At 52.9% G+C, this 15,319-nt stretch carries 18 protein-coding genes and 2 pseudogenes; 7 read left to right on the forward strand and 13 right to left on the reverse strand.

Features of this window, described 5'->3' with window-relative positions; genetic code table 11:
- The first annotated feature begins 6 nt into the window (after window positions 1-6).
- Complete coding sequence (arsC, locus tag IB144_RS09520; protein ID WP_017880248.1) at window positions 7-432, forward strand: glutaredoxin-dependent arsenate reductase; 426 nt, start codon at window positions 7-9, stop codon at window positions 430-432.
- 34 nt (window positions 433-466) lie between these two features.
- Here arsC and IB144_RS09525 read toward each other — a convergent pair whose 3' ends face one another.
- The 6 genes from IB144_RS09525 to IB144_RS09550 all read right to left on the reverse strand — a co-directional run bounded on the left by IB144_RS09525 (window position 467) and on the right by IB144_RS09550 (window position 4,936).
- On the reverse strand, window positions 467-1,003 hold the full coding sequence (locus tag IB144_RS09525; protein ID WP_064081148.1) for a GNAT family N-acetyltransferase: 537 nt from the start codon (window positions 1,001-1,003) through the stop codon (window positions 467-469).
- A 124-nt stretch (window positions 1,004-1,127) separates the two neighbouring features.
- A complete protein-coding gene (gene arsA / locus IB144_RS09530) occupies window positions 1,128-2,885 on the reverse strand; it encodes an arsenical pump-driving ATPase (protein WP_131091259.1) in 1,758 nt (585 codons plus the stop codon).
- A 20-nt stretch (window positions 2,886-2,905) separates the two neighbouring features.
- A complete protein-coding gene (locus IB144_RS09535) occupies window positions 2,906-3,268 on the reverse strand; it encodes an arsenic metallochaperone ArsD family protein (protein WP_017880244.1) in 363 nt (120 codons plus the stop codon).
- Window positions 3,269-3,343: 75 nt separating this feature from the next.
- Window positions 3,344-3,889 (reverse strand): sigma-70 family RNA polymerase sigma factor, encoded by a 546-nt coding sequence (locus IB144_RS09540; protein WP_017880243.1) that lies wholly within the window; start codon window positions 3,887-3,889, stop codon window positions 3,344-3,346.
- 8 nt (window positions 3,890-3,897) lie between these two features.
- The gene (gene arsH, locus IB144_RS09545; protein ID WP_031280392.1) at window positions 3,898-4,611 is read right to left on the reverse strand and encodes an arsenical resistance protein ArsH; all 714 of its coding nucleotides are present in this window, start codon (window positions 4,609-4,611) and stop codon (window positions 3,898-3,900) included.
- On the reverse strand, window positions 4,601-4,936 hold the full coding sequence (locus IB144_RS09550) for a metalloregulator ArsR/SmtB family transcription factor (RefSeq protein WP_064081146.1): 336 nt from the start codon (window positions 4,934-4,936) through the stop codon (window positions 4,601-4,603). The genes arsH and IB144_RS09550 overlap by 11 nt, the downstream gene beginning before the upstream one ends.
- 686 nt (window positions 4,937-5,622) lie before the next feature.
- Between IB144_RS09550 and IB144_RS09555 the strand changes: the two genes are divergently transcribed.
- A complete protein-coding gene (locus IB144_RS09555) occupies window positions 5,623-6,504 on the forward strand; it encodes a dihydrodipicolinate synthase family protein (RefSeq protein ID WP_065888608.1) in 882 nt (293 codons plus the stop codon).
- Between the two features lie 98 nt (window positions 6,505-6,602).
- Entirely contained in the window at window positions 6,603-7,271 is a 669-nt protein-coding gene (locus IB144_RS09560; protein WP_065888607.1) for a YecA family protein, read from the forward strand.
- A 24-nt stretch (window positions 7,272-7,295) separates the two neighbouring features.
- Here the strand turns inward: IB144_RS09560 and tyrP are convergent, their stop codons facing one another.
- Window positions 7,296-8,507, reverse strand: coding sequence for a tyrosine transporter TyrP (gene tyrP / locus IB144_RS09565; protein WP_004151453.1), 1,212 nt, complete (start codon window positions 8,505-8,507; stop codon window positions 7,296-7,298).
- 191 nt (window positions 8,508-8,698) lie between these two features.
- Between tyrP and IB144_RS09570 the strand changes: the two genes are divergently transcribed.
- Window positions 8,699-8,938: a YecH family metal-binding protein gene (locus IB144_RS09570; protein WP_004175410.1), complete on the forward strand. Its 240-nt coding sequence runs from the start codon at window positions 8,699-8,701 to the stop codon at window positions 8,936-8,938.
- Between the two features lie 35 nt (window positions 8,939-8,973).
- Here IB144_RS09570 and ftnA read toward each other — a convergent pair whose 3' ends face one another.
- Together ftnA and IB144_RS09580 are read right to left on the reverse strand one after the other, a co-directional pair.
- Window positions 8,974-9,471: a non-heme ferritin gene (gene ftnA / locus IB144_RS09575; protein ID WP_004141101.1), complete on the reverse strand. Its 498-nt coding sequence runs from the start codon at window positions 9,469-9,471 to the stop codon at window positions 8,974-8,976.
- Between the two features lie 57 nt (window positions 9,472-9,528).
- Window positions 9,529-9,709: pseudogene (locus tag IB144_RS09580) on the reverse strand (hypothetical protein).
- A gap of 171 nt (window positions 9,710-9,880) precedes the next feature.
- Between IB144_RS09580 and IB144_RS09585 the strand changes: the two are divergent.
- On the forward strand, window positions 9,881-10,519 hold the full coding sequence (locus IB144_RS09585; RefSeq protein WP_002911528.1) for an RpiB/LacA/LacB family sugar-phosphate isomerase: 639 nt from the start codon (window positions 9,881-9,883) through the stop codon (window positions 10,517-10,519).
- Window positions 10,520-10,568: 49 nt separating this feature from the next.
- On the opposite strand, the gene IB144_RS09590 is transcribed toward IB144_RS09585, so the two are convergent.
- Window positions 10,569-11,990 carry an MFS transporter gene (locus tag IB144_RS09590; protein WP_004148871.1) on the reverse strand — a complete coding sequence of 474 codons (1,422 nt, stop codon included), beginning with the start codon at window positions 11,988-11,990 and terminating at the stop codon, window positions 10,569-10,571.
- 150 nt (window positions 11,991-12,140) lie between these two features.
- On the opposite strand from IB144_RS09590, the gene IB144_RS09595 reads away from it, so the two are divergent.
- A complete protein-coding gene (locus IB144_RS09595) occupies window positions 12,141-12,392 on the forward strand; it encodes a DUF2766 family protein (RefSeq protein WP_002911524.1) in 252 nt (83 codons plus the stop codon).
- A 37-nt stretch (window positions 12,393-12,429) separates the two neighbouring features.
- Here IB144_RS09595 and IB144_RS09600 read toward each other — a convergent pair whose 3' ends face one another.
- Entirely contained in the window at window positions 12,430-13,941 is a 1,512-nt protein-coding gene (locus IB144_RS09600; RefSeq protein ID WP_002911522.1) for an MFS transporter, read from the reverse strand.
- 65 nt (window positions 13,942-14,006) lie between these two features.
- Between IB144_RS09600 and IB144_RS09605 the strand changes: the two genes are divergently transcribed.
- Entirely contained in the window at window positions 14,007-14,165 is a 159-nt protein-coding gene (locus IB144_RS09605; RefSeq protein WP_004148869.1) for a succinate dehydrogenase, read from the forward strand.
- Between the two features lie 70 nt (window positions 14,166-14,235).
- On the opposite strand, the gene IB144_RS09610 is transcribed toward IB144_RS09605, so the two are convergent.
- Window positions 14,236-14,745, reverse strand: coding sequence for a non-heme ferritin-like protein (locus IB144_RS09610; protein ID WP_004175413.1), 510 nt, complete (start codon window positions 14,743-14,745; stop codon window positions 14,236-14,238).
- Window positions 14,746-15,179: 434 nt separating this feature from the next.
- Window positions 15,180-15,275: pseudogene (locus tag IB144_RS09615) on the reverse strand (hypothetical protein); the annotation flags it as partial.
- Window positions 15,276-15,319: the final 44 nt, after the last annotated feature.

Here is a 15,319-nt window from a genome sequence, read left to right on the forward strand (position 1 = left end):
ACTGATATGAGCAATATCACCATTTATCACAACCCGGCCTGCGGCACGTCGCGTAATACGCTGGAGATGATCCGCAACAGCGGTAATGAACCGACCGTTATTCATTATCTTGAAAATCCACCGTCACGCGATGAACTGGTCAAACTTATCGCAGATATGGGGATTACAGTACGGGCGCTGCTGCGTAAAAACGTCGAGCCTTATGAAGAACTTGGACTTGCGGAAGATAAGTTTACTGACGATCAGTTAATCGATTTTATGCTTCAGCATCCGATCCTGATTAACCGCCCGATTGTGGTGACACCGTTGGGAACGCGTCTGTGCCGTCCTTCCGAAGTGGTACTGGATATTCTTCCGGATGCGCAAAAAGGCGCATTTGCAAAGGAAGACGGCGAGAAAGTCGTTGATGAAACAGGGAAGCGATTGAAATAAATATAAAGGGGGCTGATGCCCCCTTATTCCTGTCTCAGAGCATAAGACCTGAATCTTCTGGCAGAGTACTATTCCCTTCACCAAGTTTCATTTGCAGCAAAACCGTGTCAAGCCAGCGGCCATGTTTAAAACCAATGTCCTTTAATGTGCCTATTTCAGTAAATCCTGCGCGGATATGCAGCGCAACAGAAGCGACGTTAGCGCTGTCACCTACAACAGCAATCATCTGACGATATCCCTGGGACTCGGCCCATTTTAATGCATGATCGAGCAGTGCTTTTCCGACGCCCTGTCGCTGATAAGCCGAATCAATATATATCGAATTTTCGACCGTATACCGATAGGCATGGCGTTCGCGGTAACGGGAAATATAACAGTAGCCGATGACCGTATCGCCATGCAGAGCGACATACCAAGGGAATCCCCGAGACTGAATGCTCCTCAGTCGGTTAAGCATTTCCTGCGTATCCGGAGGTTCGGTTTCGAAGCTACCTGTACCATGCAGAACATGGTGAGCATAGATATTGCGTATCGCGGTAATGTGCTGTTCTTCAGCATTAATAATGTGCATCGTGTTACTCCAGTAATGTTGTTTTACAAACTACCGGAATTCGCGACAGCAGGTTAAGTACTTAAACTTATAACCTGTATAAGCAAAAGTTTGGCTGCAGTAAATGGGGCCGTAGCCCCATCTATTAGCCTGCCATTTTTGCCAGCAGAGCCGCACCCACTGGTTCTTCGTTCTGCAGTGGTGTTAATGCAATACGCTTTGCAAACTGCTCTGTAACGTCATTTATCAGCGGCAGTTCGCGACTGGCTCGGGTTACCAGGAACGGTGAGGACGGTTTCGCAGCAGCCAGACTGCTATTGATTACCCATGCCCATGGTTCAATTTCAGCCCGACGCAAATCCTGTTGCAGGTTTGCTGCTTCCAGCACCGGTGTCGTTTCGGCAAGCGTCACGATAATCACCTTCGTCTTCTCCGGGTCCTGCAATTGCATCATTGGCGTCATCACATGCTCATGTGTTTGCCCCATCTGGCGCACCATTTCCCGGTGATAGGCTCCTGTTGCATCCAGTAGCAGAAGCGTGTGGCCCGTTGGCGCTGTGTCCATAATGACAAAATGGTCGTCAGCCTCTTTGATGACCCGCGAGAACGCCTGGAAGACGGCGATCTCTTCAGTACATGGCGAGCGGAGATCTTCCTCCAGCACCGCCAGCCCTTCTGCATCTAACCCTTTCCCCTGATTTTCCAGAACAAAACGACGATAGCGTTCCGTCTCTACCTTCGGGTCGATACGGCTGACCTGAAGATTTGGTAGCGAGCCATCCAGAGTATAAGACAGATGTGCTGCCGGATCGGACGTGGTCAGATGGACCTTATGGCCGCGTTTTGCCAGAGATACCGCCACCGATGCCGCAACAGTCGTTTTGCCCACACCGCCTTTACCCATCGTCATTACCAGACCTTTACCTGTCAGGCTGAGTTCATCCACCAGTGAGGCAAGTTTCGGTAAATCCAGAGTGTTCAGCGTGGTAGTCGGGAGAGACATCGAGGCTTCGCTCTCTGTAAATAACTCACGCAAGGCTTCGAGACCGACCAGATTAAATGGCTTCAGATACAGCTGCGAGCGGGGAAGGTTCGCCAGATTCTCTGGCATAGCAAGTAGCGCTTTTTCCTCCCGAGCCAAAATACTTTGCGCCAGTGGATCATTTTCACCTGCAAACGGCGGCAGCACGCCATTGATAGCAAGGTGTTGATGCTGTAAACCGATAGCAGAAAGCTCATCGTGCGTATGAGAGACTTCTTTCAGTGTTGAAGCCTGGGCTCGGGCAACCAGAACTAAGCGCGTGAGTGCAGCATCAGACAGTGCTTTAACCGCATCGGAGTACTGGTGTTGCTGTTTCTCCAGCCCCACCAACGGCCCGAGGTTAGCGGCAGCATCAGGGTTCGCTTCGAGATAACCGCTCCAGGCTCCTGGCAGCTCAAGCATACGGATGGTATGACCGGTTGGCGCAGTATCAAATACGATATGGTCATACTTTTCCCGCAACTCATGGTTGGTAAGAAGACCAGTAAACTCATCAAATGCCGCGATTTCCGTAGTACAAGAACCGGAGAGTTGCTCTTCAATACTGCTGACTACATCGGCAGGCATCAGCCCGCGAACAGGGTCGAGCACTCGGTCACGATAGGCTTGTGCTGCAGCCATCGGGTCAACTTCCATCGCCGCAAGATTTTGGACGGTACTGATATCTGTTATTTGGTGGCCGATAGTCTGGCTAAATACCTGACCGACATTGGAAGCCGGATCGGTACTCACCAGAAGCGTTCTCTTACCCTGATCGGCCAGCCACACCGCAGTAGCACAAGCGAGGGATGTTTTACCTACTCCACCTTTACCGGTGAAGAAGATGAACGGGGGAATGTCTTTTAAAAATGGCATATTCATCAGTGATAGCTCCTCTGTAATTAAGGCATACGTGGAATGCAGCAGCAGCTTGGTTGCGCGCTGTCTTCACTCCAGTCCTGAGGAAGCTGAATACCGGCCCAACGGGCGATATCTTCACGAGTCGGCAGTTTGCCAGCCATCACCAGCTTGCCGTCGAGTAAGGTGACAGGGAGGGACTCCATCCCTGATGTGTTCAGGAACTCTTTGATAACAGGCGTATTCAGGAACTGCTGCGGGTTCTTCGCGAGGCTATAGCGCTGAATATCAACGCCATTTTTTTTCGCCCATTCGGCGCAGGCGTTCCATTTGACGGCTTCGTCACTGACCACAACGCTACTGGTTGCGCAGCAGCCTGCAGATTCAAAGATCTCAATTTTTGACATGGACTGTTCACCTCAGTGTTTAGTTATTTGGCTTTACACTGAGGTAAACGAAGGTGGTGGGAAAAAGATGCGCGATTAATTCATTTTTTTGTGGCAGCAGACGGGAGACGTGTCATCCGCCTCAATCTGACAAAGTTCTGTCATCGTATCTTTCAGGTGCTTTCTGGCACGAAGCAGACGGGATTTAAACGCCGTAAGCGTGATTCCCAGCTCATCAGCCAGAGACTGCTGGGGACGCCGGTTAAGGTCGGACTCTTCAATCAACCACCGATCATCTTCGGATAAAGCCTGTAATGTTTCAGGCAGGCAAATATCCAGCGTTGAGATTGCATCAGGGGATGCGTCTGTTAATGGGGTAACTTCTTCCAGCTCAACAAACTCCCTGGTGGTGCGGTACTCATCAATCAGCAGATTCCTCGCCGCCCGATATAGCCAGGCTCGCGGATTCTCCATCTCGCAGAAACTGTCTGAATGAGCGCGGGCACGCAGGAATAGCTCTTGCAGAAGGTCTGCTGCTTTTTCGCTATCGCCAGTCTTTGATGTCAGAAAGCGAGAGAGTTCGGCTTCATGTTGCCGCCAGAACACGCTCATGCAGTTGTTGAATGCTGTTACATCACTCATACCAGCCCTCAAATTTTGCTCTGATTAACCCGCCGGGAAAGTTCTTCTGCAGACTCTTTTCGTTCGCTGTAGCGATCAACGAGATAGGCTGAGTTACCTCGGGTCAGCAGAGTAAATTTCACAAGTTCTTCCATCACATCCACGATCCGGTCGTAATAAGACGACGGCTTCATGCGTCCATCTTCATCAAACTCCTGCCAGGCTTTTGCGACAGAGGACTGATTCGGGATGGTGATCATCCGCATCCAGCGGCCAAGAATGCGCATCTGGTTTACGGCATTGAAAGACTGAGAGCCACCGCAGACCTGCATAACGGCCAGTGTCTTACCCTGTGAAGGGCGAACTGCACCTTCTGATAACGGTATCCAGTCAATCTGGGCCTTCATGATCCCGGTCATCGCACCATGGCGTTCAGGAGAACACCACACCATCCCTTCGGACCAACGGACCAGCTCGCGCAGTTCCATGACTTTAGGATGCGAGTCAGGCACATCATCAGGAAGAGGTAAGCCAGAAGGATTGAAGATCCGCACTTCTGCGCCCATGGCGGTCAGTAACCTTGCCGATTCTTCCGTTGCCAGTCGGCTGTAAGAGCGTTCACGTACTGAGCCATATAGCATCAGGATACGAGGAGGGTGAAGCACTTCAGCAACACCCAACCGGGCCTCAGTAATGGTGGCATCAAACAGGTTTACATCAATGTTCTTAAGTTCAGAGGTCATTGTATTTTCCTAGGTTGTTATTGTTATCGAGCTGTCCGTCTGTACCTGAACAGCATTCTTCTGTCAGGAAAACAATCAGCGTTTCAAGATTCTCATAACAGGCGTGGCAGTACAGCGTTCTCCCCTGACGTTCCTGACGAACCAGTGATACAGAAATCAGAGATGAAAGATGATGGCTCAGTGTGGATGCAGGGATCACAAGTTGTTTCTGAAGTTCACCTACGGGTATGCCTTGAGGCCCTGCTTTGATCAGGCTTTTGTAAATACAAAGTCTTGTCGCGTGCCCAAGCTCTTTCAGCATCGTCGCTGCTACGTTCAGTTCCATACTTACTCTCACAATCAATAATTCTATATTTCCAGAATAATGGAAATGTTTGTTGCTTTCAATCGTTGATCTGTCAGATCGGGATTGAGTTAAGAATGGCAAAATATTGTTTTGGCCTTTCAGGTACATAGGATCAATCTGATGAGTTCAGTTCTTATTCTTTCAATGTCCGCTGCTGGATTTCAGCAGTTAAATATCGCGACAAACGCAATCTTGTAAGTAAGATTCGGAAAGTGAACATCTGTAGTGCTTGATATGACAAACGCCCTGAATTTATAGGACCAAACCCTTCATAATTAAGTGGCTTGTAGGTCTTTAACTATCTGATAATTATAGATAATATAATTCATGTTTGTTATGAAAATCGATTGTATATCTTTGATTATGAGGTAAAAAACGCACGATTTAAAATCCCTCGGCGTTCGCGCTGTGCGGGTTCAAGTCCCGCTCCGGGTACCATTGGGAAATACAGAATAATCAAAGCAATAAGCAGTGTCGTGAAACCACCTACGGGTGGTTTTTTTGTTTCTGTACTTTCGCTTTCTGATACCTTTCCCGCCAGCCTGACGCCACGGCGTTTTTCGGTTAACTCTTGCCTTACAGTCAATTTCTCATTTGTCCCAGGACAAAACGATCGCGCCTTGCTACTATCAACCGGACTCTTATCCCAGCCTGCCGGAGGCAGCATGTTCAGTGGACTTTGCGCATTTCCTTTGACACCTTTGCATCAGCAAGATTTTGATGAAAAAGCGTTTATTCGTATTCTCGCCCGTCTTACCGATGCCGGAGTCGACTCTCTGGGCATCTTAGGTTCAACCGGTAGCTACGCTTATCTCAGCCGTGAGCAGCGCAGACGAGTGGTGCAGGTGGCGAAGGCGCATGCGGGGTCGATCCCGATGATGGTCGGCGTCGGCGCCATTGCGACTAACGAGGTGCTACGCCTGGTGGAGGATGCTCAGGAGGCAGGGGCGGATGCGTTATTACTGCCGATGATGTCCTATCAGCCGCTTTCCGCGGAGGAGATCTTTGCCTTTTACGAAGAAGTCTGTCGGCATGTCTCGGTGCCGGTTTGCCTGTATGACAATCCCCGCACTACCCACGTAATGCTGGCGGATGAGCTGCAGGGGCGCATCGCCGCCTTGCCGGCCATTGCCTCGATTAAAATTCCCGGCCTGCCCGCGCCACAGGCGAGCGAACGTGTAGCGGCCCTGCGTCAGCATCTTCCCTCTCGCGTTACGCTTGGCGTCAGCGGCGATGCGTGGGCCACTGCCGGGTTGCAGGCCGGCTGCGAAGCCTGGTATTCGGTCTGCGGCGGACTCTTTCCCCGCTGCTCACTGGCGCTGGTAATAGCGATACGTAGCGGCGATGTGGCGCAGACTGCGGCACTGAATGAGCAGCTGGCCCCCCTATGGCGATGCTTTGATCGCTATGGTGGTAGCCTGCGAGTGATAGCCAGCGCCGCAGCGATGCTCGGACTCTGCGATCCAGACTCGCTTCCCCGTCCTTTGCTTTCGTTAGGGGAGGAGGCCTGTCGTGAGGTGGCGTCGGCGCTGCGCGGCCTGGCCTGATCGCGTATCGTTGACACCGGCGCAATAGGTATCGCCGGGTGGCTTTCTGTCGGCAATTCGGCTACTGTAGGCCCGATTTTTACCATGCGAGCCTGTGAATGAATACCGGACCTTTGAACGTAAACGAACTGGAATGGCTGGATGACACTCTGGCGAAATACGCCGCCGAAGGCGCCATTCTGGATGTCTCTGAACTGGATGGCCTGCTGACGGCGATCCTCTCTGCGCCGACCGACATCGAACCCGCTCAGTGGCTGCTGGCGATTTGGGGCGGGGCGGATAATGTCCCGCGCTGGGCCAACGATCGCGAGCGCGATCGCTTTGTCAATCTAACGCTGCAGCATATGAGCGATATCGCCGAACGGCTGGAGTCTTATCCCGATCAGTTCGAACCGCTGTTCGGCACCCGCGAAGCGGAAGGTCAGGAGCTGACCATAGTCGAGGAGTGGTGCTTTGGCTATCTGCGCGGCGTGGCACTGAGCGACTGGTCGACGTTGCCCGCTGAACTCCAGCCGGAGCTGGACGCTATCGCGCTCCACGGCAGCGAAGAACAGTTTAGCGCGCTGGATAATCTGACGGCGGATGAATTTATCGCCAGCATCGAGCGTATCACGCCGGCGGCGCTGGCGCTTTACCAGTACTGGACAGCGAATCCGCAGCCGGTGGAAGCCCCGCAGCCAATAAGAAATGAAGCGAAAGTCGGACGCAACGATCCTTGCCCATGCGGCAGCGGTAAAAAGTATAAGCAGTGTTGCTTAGCGAAATGAACAAGGGGCCAGCAGGCCCCTTTTTTATCCCACCGCGGGCAACAACCCGGCAGCGATGCTGAACTGAATAGCCACGATGCCGATCCCGCACAGCAGAACCAGCCATAGCGTCGGTGCGCCGCCGGCGACCCGCCAGGTAGCCTGCGGATGCTCTCGGCGACTCTTCATGACCAGCAGGGCCGGCATTATCAGCGCCAGCACGGCTAATGCCACCCCGGCGTAGCCGAGGGCCATGACGAAACCGCGGGGATAGAACAGGGCGAACGCCAGCGGCGGCAGGAAGGTGATTATCCCGCTTTGCAGACGCCCGCCGACGCTGTTTTTACGCTGAAACATATCCGCCAGATAATCAAACAGGCCGAGCGAGACGCCGAGGAATGACGTCGCCAGCGCAAGGTCGGCAAACAGGTGAACGGCCAGCTCCACATGCGGTGACGCCACCACTTCGCGGATCGCCTCCAGCAGGCCGTTCAGACCAGCGTTATTTGCCAGCAGGGCGGTAAAGGCCGGGGCGTCGATACTGCCCAGCGTCGCCAGCTGCCAGAAAATATAGGCCACCAGCGGAATAAAGCTGCCGATGATAAATACCCGGCGCAATTTGCGAATATCCCCCCCCAGATAGCTGACGATGCTCGGGACGCTGCCGTGAAAACCAAAGGAGGTGAAAATCACCGGAATGGCCGACAGGGCCAGGCCTTGCTCAACCGGCAGCGTCAGCAGGTTCACCTGATGAATGTGCGGCATCAGCAGGGCCAGCATAATCACCAGGAAGACGATTTTGGCGCTAAACAGGAAGCGATTGAACAGATCCACCAGCGCGGTGCCAATGCACACTACCGCCCCGCCGAGGAGGGTGAAGATCAGTACGCCTGCGGCCGGCGGTAGCTGCCAGTCCAGCCACTGGTTGAGGCTGGAAGCGAGTAATTCACCGGCGCCACTGATATAGGCTGCCGTGAGGGCGTACAGCAGAAACAGCATGCAGAATCCGGTAACCCACTGCCCATAACGGCCCAGATAGCGCGCCGCCAGAGAACCGAGCCCCATATCGGCAGGGACATGCTGGTAGACTTCCAGCAGCAAAAGGGCGGTATAGCACATCAATGCCCACAGGGTGAAAAGTAAACCCAACGTGACGGTAAAGCCGACGCCTGCGGCGGCCAATGGCATTGCCAACATTCCTGCACCGATGGTGGTGCCAGCTACGATTAAAATACTGCCCAGAGTGCGGTTTTTCACGCTTTTCGCTATCCCTACAGCAAATAACAATAAATTATGCCGCGCAGAGTAGGGGATATTACGGCTTTCGTCAAATCGGGATTACAAGTTGTGTAATGAAATGTTTACATAATAAGAGGGCGAAAGCCTGCGCTGGCGCAAGGCGCGGGTTGACGGTCTGGCCTAAGCTGGCGGTTTTTGCAGGAGGGGTTATGTCTTCTATTCATGGTCATGAAGTTTTACAGATGATGCTCGCCTCGGGTGAGTCCTGGACGGTTGCCTCGCTGGAGGCCGCCATTCGCCGCCGCTTTGGCGAAGAGGCGCGGTTTCACACCTGTTCAGCAGAGAATCTAAGCGCCGCACAGCTGGTGGCGTTTTTAGAGAAAAAAGGCAAATTTATTGCCAGAGAGGAAGGTTTTACTACCGCAGAAAATAAGATCTGCCGACATTAAGAGGGCCGCGACACGGACTGTCGCGGCGCGGGGGATTAATTCTGCGCGTCGAGGGTAGCCAGCTCTTTATCGATAAAGTACAGACCTTCGCCGCTTTTTCCAGCGAGGGTCAGTTTATCGATCACCGATTTAAATAATTTCTCTTCTTCATGCTGTTCAGCAACATACCACTGCAGGAAATTAAAGGTCGGGTAATCCTGGCTGGTCATGGCCGCGTGCGCCAGTTCATTTATTTTTTGCGTGATCAGCTGCTCATGCTCGTAGGTCTGGCGGAACAGCTCGTCGAGTGAGGCATATTCGGCAAACGGGGAGGCGATAGCGTTGATCCGCGGCAGGCTGCCGGTATCGGTTAGATAGTCGAACAGGCGCTGCATATGGGTCATCTCTTCCTGAGCATGGCGACGCAGGAAGGCCGCGGCGCCTTCAAAACTGTGGTAACTGCACCAGGCGCTCATCTGCTGATAAAGAAGAGAAGAATAGAGTTCAAGATTCATCTGTTCATTGAGTTTGTCAATCATGTCCGTTTTCAGCATCGTTGCACTCCTGGAATTAAATAATAGATGTTATTGGCTGCCACTATAATTTGTTATTTAATTATTTGCAAAAAGTAAATTTAAAAATGTTTTATTTAAAATGCTAATGGGAATAACACGCATTGGCAGTTTAATAATAAATGAGAATGCTTTTAATTTATTATTCATTGTTGCCAGGGGCGGTCAGGACTTTGTCGCCGGCGGGTGGTAAGGGAGGACGAAGCGGATGCGCCAGCATGCAGAGGGCTGAGGTCAACAGACAGGGGGAGTTTGCGAAAGTGTGAAGCACTGCGTAAATTTTAAAACAACTTTTCATAAAATTTGAAAGTTTGTTTTCAAGGTAGTAGAGTGCAGTCAACGCCAATGACATTCTGCGGGCAGGCCCGCACAGCATTCAGGAGAGTAAACCATGAAGATTGCACTGATGATGGAGAACAGCCAGGCGAACAAAAACGCCATCATCCTCAAGGAGCTTAACGCGGTTGCCGACGAAAAAGGATTCCCGGTCTATAACGTCGGCATGAGCGATGAGAACGATCATCATCTGACCTACATCCATCTTGGGATCATGGCCAGTATTCTGCTGAATTCGAAAGCAGTTGACTTCGTGGTCACCGGCTGCGGTACCGGTCAGGGGGCGCTGATGTCGCTGAACATCCATCCGGGCGTGGTCTGCGGCTACTGTATCGATCCGGCGGATGCGTTCCTGTTTGCCCAGATCAACAACGGTAATGCGCTGTCGCTGCCGTTTGCCAAAGGCTTCGGCTGGGGCGCCGAACTGAATGTGCGGTTTATCTTTGAAAAAGCCTTTACCGGCCGCAACGGCGAAGGCTATCCGCCGGAGCGCAAAGAACCGCAGGTGCGCAATGCCGGGATCCTCAACCAGGTCAAAGCAGCAGTAGTAAAAGAGAACTACCTCGATACCCTGCGCGCCATCGATCCGCAGCTGGTGAAAACCGCAGTCTCCGGCCCACGCTTCCAGCAGTGCTTCTTCGAAAACTGCCAGGATAAAGCAATCGAAGACTTTGTTCGCCAGATCGTCGCTTAACCGTCATCAGGGCCAGCGCCGCTGGCCCTTCCGTCGTTTATTTTTTCTTCTATTTCTTCTTCTCCGACACGCTGCTGCCGGCCGTTTTGGCCAGATGCAGGCTGTCGATCATCCCTACCAGACAGATCAAGGCGATAAACACAAACGACAGGCGGAAGCTGATCCCCGGTAGTTCAGTAAGATGCAGCCAGTCGCCGACCTGCTCGCCCAGGCGAATGCCAATCGCCCCGAGCGTGATCCCCAGCCCTACCGCCAGCTGCGACGCGGTACTGAACAGCGTATTAGCATCACTCATCTGCGCGGCGGGGACATCGGCGAAGGCCAGCGTGCTTACACCGGTAAACTGGATTGAGCGAAACACCCCGCCGAGATAAAGGATCAGCATGATGGCCCAGACCGGCGTCTGCGGCGTAAGCAGCGCGCAAGCCAGCAGCGAACAGACGTTCAACGCGCCATTGATCAGCAGTAGCCGACGAAAGCCCAGCCAGCGAATGAGCGGTGTGGTGGCGGGTTTAATGGTTAAATTACCGACAAACACCGCCAGCACCAGCAGGCCGGAATGAAAAGGATCCATACCGAATCCCACCTGGAACAGTAGGGGGAGCAGAAAAGGCACCGCGCTGATGGAGGCCCGGAACAACGAGCCGCCGTACATTGTCACCCGGAACGTCGGCACCTGCAGGGCGTCGAGACGAACCATAGGCGCCGCCGCCCGGCGGAAATGACGAATGGAATATAACAGACAGCCGAAGCCAAGCGCGGCGAGAGCCAGCGTCGGCCAGATCTGCGGCTGGCGATCGCCGAGCCGCTCCATCGCGGTCACCAGACTGACCATCGCGACCGAGGTAGTGATAAATCCGCTGAGATCGAAGGAGCGCCGTTCCGTTTCGCGAATATCAGGGATAATGCGCAGCGAAAGGATGATGGCGGCAAGGCCCAGCGGGACATTGATAAAGAAGATCCAGTGCCAGCTGGCGTAGCGGGTTATAAAGCCGCCCAAAGGCGGGCCGATAATGGGGGCCACCAGCGCCGGCCAGGTCAGGGTGGCGATGGCCTTGATCAGCTGGTGTTTCGGCGTGGTGCGTAGCACCGCAAGGCGACCAACGGGGACCATCAGCGCGCCGCCGACTCCCTGAAGGATACGCATGGCGACAAAGATATGCACCTCGGTGGAGAGGCCGCAGAAGACCGAGGCAAGGGTAAAGATCGCCAGGGCGAGAGTAAAAATAGCCCGGGCGCCGAAGCGATCGGCGATCCAGCCGCTGGCCGGGATCAGGACCGCAAGGGTAATCAGATAGGCGCTGATGCCGATATTCAGTTCGACCGCGGTGACGCCAAAATCCCTCGCCATATCGGGCAGGGCGGTGGCGATCACCGTCCCGTCGAGAAACTCCATAAAAAAGGCACCGGCCACCAGCAGCGCCGGCGCTGAAAAAGCACGTTCATCGCGGGAAGAGATCGCGGTATTCATGTTGTCACTGCCATCAAGAGTGTGATCCTGTGCAAAGCGGCAGGAGACGACCCGCCAGCCAGTAGGGTAGATAAAAAAACCTGCGACGGCAGGTTTTATTATCGTTAACGATTTAGGGTACTATTACGCTCCTGAAAAAAGGAGTAATTAATGTCTCAACATCTTACCGAACACGACGAGCTGGTTTCCGATGTGGTTGCCTGCCAGCTGGTTATCAAACAGATCCTCGATGTCATTGACGTCATTGCGCCGGTGGAAGTGCGTGAAAAAATGACCACTCAGCTGAAAGCTATCGACTTCGCCAGCCATCCGGCTTCTGCCGATCCGGTGACCCTTCGCGCGGTGCAAAAAGCGATCGCGTTGATTGAGCTGAAGTTTACTCCACAGGAAGAAACGCATTAATACCAGGCCTCGCCGGATACCGGCGGGGCCTTCTTCTTTAATGGGAAACGACGGTCTGCGCAGGCGCAGGGGCAGCATCTTTGAACAATTTGCTGTTGCCCCAGCACTCTTCGTAGCGATGGCCGACCAGATCCTCCACGATAACCCGCACGTCCGGCGCAATATCGCTAATTTTGCCGCCCGCTTTTATCCGCGCGACTTCCTGCAGCACCACCAGATGGGCCTTCCGGTCCAGCTTCATCTGCTTGCTGAAGACGATGGCGGCCAGGGCTAATGCGATCACCCCGACGCAGAATACCACTGCGATAGCGGTCACCGCGCTTTCCGGTTGGCTGTGCGCTTTTGACTGGAAACCGTAGAAGCTCAGGATCGCCCCCATCGAGAACACCACAATCGAGCGCAGAATTTTTCCCGAGAAGGTCATGGCGCCGGCATAGATCCCTTCCCGCCGGCGTCCGGTGTAGATCTCATCGACATCGGCCAGGAAGGTGTAAACGGTCCAGGGTATATAGTAAACCCCGCCGGTACCCAGGCCGAACAGCACGGTAATGCCGAACATCAGCACTGTCGCCAGGCCGGACGGTAGATGGAAAAACCACAGCGAGGTATACAGCAGAACCGCGAAAATGACGATCCCCAGCGCCAGGATATAGGGTTTGCTGAAGCCCTTTTTCACGCACAGGCCGATAAACAGCGCCGTAGAGATCAGCTGCAGAATCGAGTTCAGGCTGTTCAGCCCGGCCACCATCGCTGGATCGTGTTGTAGAACGAAGATCACGAAATAGGTGAAGATGGAGGCAAACAGCCATTCCGCGCCAAAGCCGCACAGGTACATACCAAGATGTTTGCGGAATACGCGTAGATAAAAAGTCGAACGCATATCTTTCGCCAGCGACAGCAGGGTGCTCAGCAGTCCTTTTTTCGCGCTGGTTTCCACCTCTTCCCCGCGCTCACGCTCCCAGCTGCACAACCACAGGCAGGAAATAGCGACGATCAGGATCGCGCCATAGGTCAGACCGGTGAGGAAGAAAGGGGTGGCAGAATCTTTGCCATACAGCAGAATGAACTGGCCGGGAATAAACGCCGCGAGGAAGTTGGCCAGCTTACCAAAGATAGCTTTATAGCCGGTCAGTTTTGAACGCAGTGAGAAATCATCGGTCATCTCTGTCGCCAGCGTTTCATAAGGCACCATGATAGAGGTGTAGATGATCTCAAACACCACATAGGTGCTAAGGTAGTACCAGAAACTCAGGCCTTCCACCCACAGCAGCGGGTAGAACATCATCAGCGGAATACCGATTAGCAGAAAGAAACGCCGGCGGCCGAAGCGCTTGCCCAAGCGCGTTTTGCCAAAATTATCCGTCAGATAGCCCATCAGCGGGTTGCTGATAGCGTCAATGATGCTGGCGACGGAGAAGATAAATGAGGCCTCGATCAGCGTCAGGCCGCAAAAGGTCGTATAAAAATAGAGTAGCCATGCGCCGCTTATCGCCAGTGCGCCGCTCCCTAACAGATTTCCGCCGCCGTAGGCTAACTGATGGCGTAACAAGATCGGTCTTCCCTGCAGCCCTTCAGAGGCTGAAGCCGTGTATCTAGCCATAAAAAATAAACCTCGTGTTTTATATTTTTGAAACACTGTTTTTATATTTCTTTATGGTTCGTCAAAAAGTGACCGCGCTCACTAATCCCCCTTATGGGGTAACGGTGATGAGGGAATGGGATCGAGTTAAAACTTTTTTATTCTTGAAAGGAATAATAGGGGAGAAAAAATAGACGTAATGGATTAATAAACCGGGCGGGGCAGCGCAGACGCGCTCCCCCTGGCAGAGCGATAAAGGCTTGATTAATGCGCTTTCTGCGCTTCTCCAACGATAGCCATCAGACGCCGATCGGTCTGCTCCATCCCGAGACCGGCTTTATCGGCATTACGAATTTCCTCAAGCACGCTTTGCAATAGCAGGCCATCCTGCTGCTGCTCTTCCGCCAACAGCGTGAGAAACCGCCAGGTGCTGTCATCGCTTTGCGCTTTGGCTTCCTGAGCGAGACCGCTCAGCAGACGACTGCGCTGTTGGTAATCGCTCAGGGTTTGGGTAAACAGATCTTCCAGCGAGGTGCACTCAGGGTTACAGGCGTGGTCGGGATTGACGATCGGCCAGCTGCCGGCTTTTTTCAGGTAGTCAAATACGCGCATAGTGAGGGTGATGCTGCTTTGCGCGCGGGTGCGCAGAAACGTCGCGGCGCCGTCGAAGCGATGTCGGGCGCACCACTCACTTAAGTTCAGGTAAACGTTAGAGGCGTGAAACTCAAGATTCATTTGGGTGTTTAGCTTTTGTGCCATTCCTGGAACTGCCATAAAAAATATCCTTATTAACCGGGAAGGGGTTACTGGTGCGCGTCAGCGGATCCTGCGGATAACTACAAGATAAAATAGTGACACGCGGCACTGTTGCAGAATAATAAAACTCTACACATTCCGTATGAGTCGGGTATTTTTTCCATTTGCCGACGATTTAAGAATACTCGCTCAACGAAATTAAGAAAACTCTCAAGCGCGGTAATTTACGTTTTGTTACACCATTATTTGTGCAAACTACCAGGGCTGAGATTGTGCGCCGTTGGCAGGGGCTCGCTGGTTTCAGATTGGTTATAAGATATAAGTATTTGACTACGAGATTCGTCGTAGAAGAGAACGGAATAAGTTATTTCATTAGTAATGTTTCAGGTTGATGATCATTATTTTTATTTTTTGTTGCAGGCGCTTTTATCAAGAGGAATATATTTTTTCTATTCGGAATAAATTACGCCAAAGATCCGTTTTTTCGCGATATTAAGCGGGCCATGTGGCTCAGCGGTGCGAGGTGGGTTGCCATTTGAGTGGCGCACAGGCGATCGCCCGCAGCAACGCCGTCAATCGCTGATGATAACAG

The sequence above is a fragment of the Klebsiella sp. K4 genome, from assembly GCF_014596785.2.
GTDB classification, from domain to species: Bacteria; Pseudomonadota; Gammaproteobacteria; order Enterobacterales; family Enterobacteriaceae; genus Klebsiella; species Klebsiella pneumoniae.

Bases quoted from the DNA above. Each gene is read 5' to 3' on its own strand.
- arsC (WP_017880248.1), top strand. From the start codon at position 7: ATGAGCAATATCACCATTTATCACAACCCGGCCTGCGGCACGTCGCGT.
- IB144_RS09525 (WP_064081148.1), bottom strand. From the start codon at position 1,003: ATGCACATTATTAATGCTGAAGAACAGCACATTACCGCGATACGCAAT.
- arsA (WP_131091259.1), bottom strand. From the start codon at position 2,885: ATGAATATGCCATTTTTAAAAGACATTCCCCCGTTCATCTTCTTCACC.
- IB144_RS09535 (WP_017880244.1), bottom strand. From the start codon at position 3,268: ATGTCAAAAATTGAGATCTTTGAATCTGCAGGCTGCTGCGCAACCAGT.
- IB144_RS09540 (WP_017880243.1), bottom strand. From the start codon at position 3,889: ATGAGTGATGTAACAGCATTCAACAACTGCATGAGCGTGTTCTGGCGG.
- arsH (WP_031280392.1), bottom strand. From the start codon at position 4,611: ATGACCTCTGAACTTAAGAACATTGATGTAAACCTGTTTGATGCCACC.
- IB144_RS09550 (WP_064081146.1), bottom strand. From the start codon at position 4,936: ATGGAACTGAACGTAGCAGCGACGATGCTGAAAGAGCTTGGGCACGCG.
- IB144_RS09555 (WP_065888608.1), top strand. From the start codon at position 5,623: ATGTTCAGTGGACTTTGCGCATTTCCTTTGACACCTTTGCATCAGCAA.
- IB144_RS09560 (WP_065888607.1), top strand. From the start codon at position 6,603: ATGAATACCGGACCTTTGAACGTAAACGAACTGGAATGGCTGGATGAC.
- IB144_RS09570 (WP_004175410.1), top strand. From the start codon at position 8,699: ATGTCTTCTATTCATGGTCATGAAGTTTTACAGATGATGCTCGCCTCG.
- ftnA (WP_004141101.1), bottom strand. From the start codon at position 9,471: ATGCTGAAAACGGACATGATTGACAAACTCAATGAACAGATGAATCTT.
- IB144_RS09585 (WP_002911528.1), top strand. From the start codon at position 9,881: ATGAAGATTGCACTGATGATGGAGAACAGCCAGGCGAACAAAAACGCC.
- IB144_RS09590 (WP_004148871.1), bottom strand. From the start codon at position 11,990: ATGAATACCGCGATCTCTTCCCGCGATGAACGTGCTTTTTCAGCGCCG.
- IB144_RS09595 (WP_002911524.1), top strand. From the start codon at position 12,141: ATGTCTCAACATCTTACCGAACACGACGAGCTGGTTTCCGATGTGGTT.
- IB144_RS09610 (WP_004175413.1), bottom strand. From the start codon at position 14,745: ATGGCAGTTCCAGGAATGGCACAAAAGCTAAACACCCAAATGAATCTT.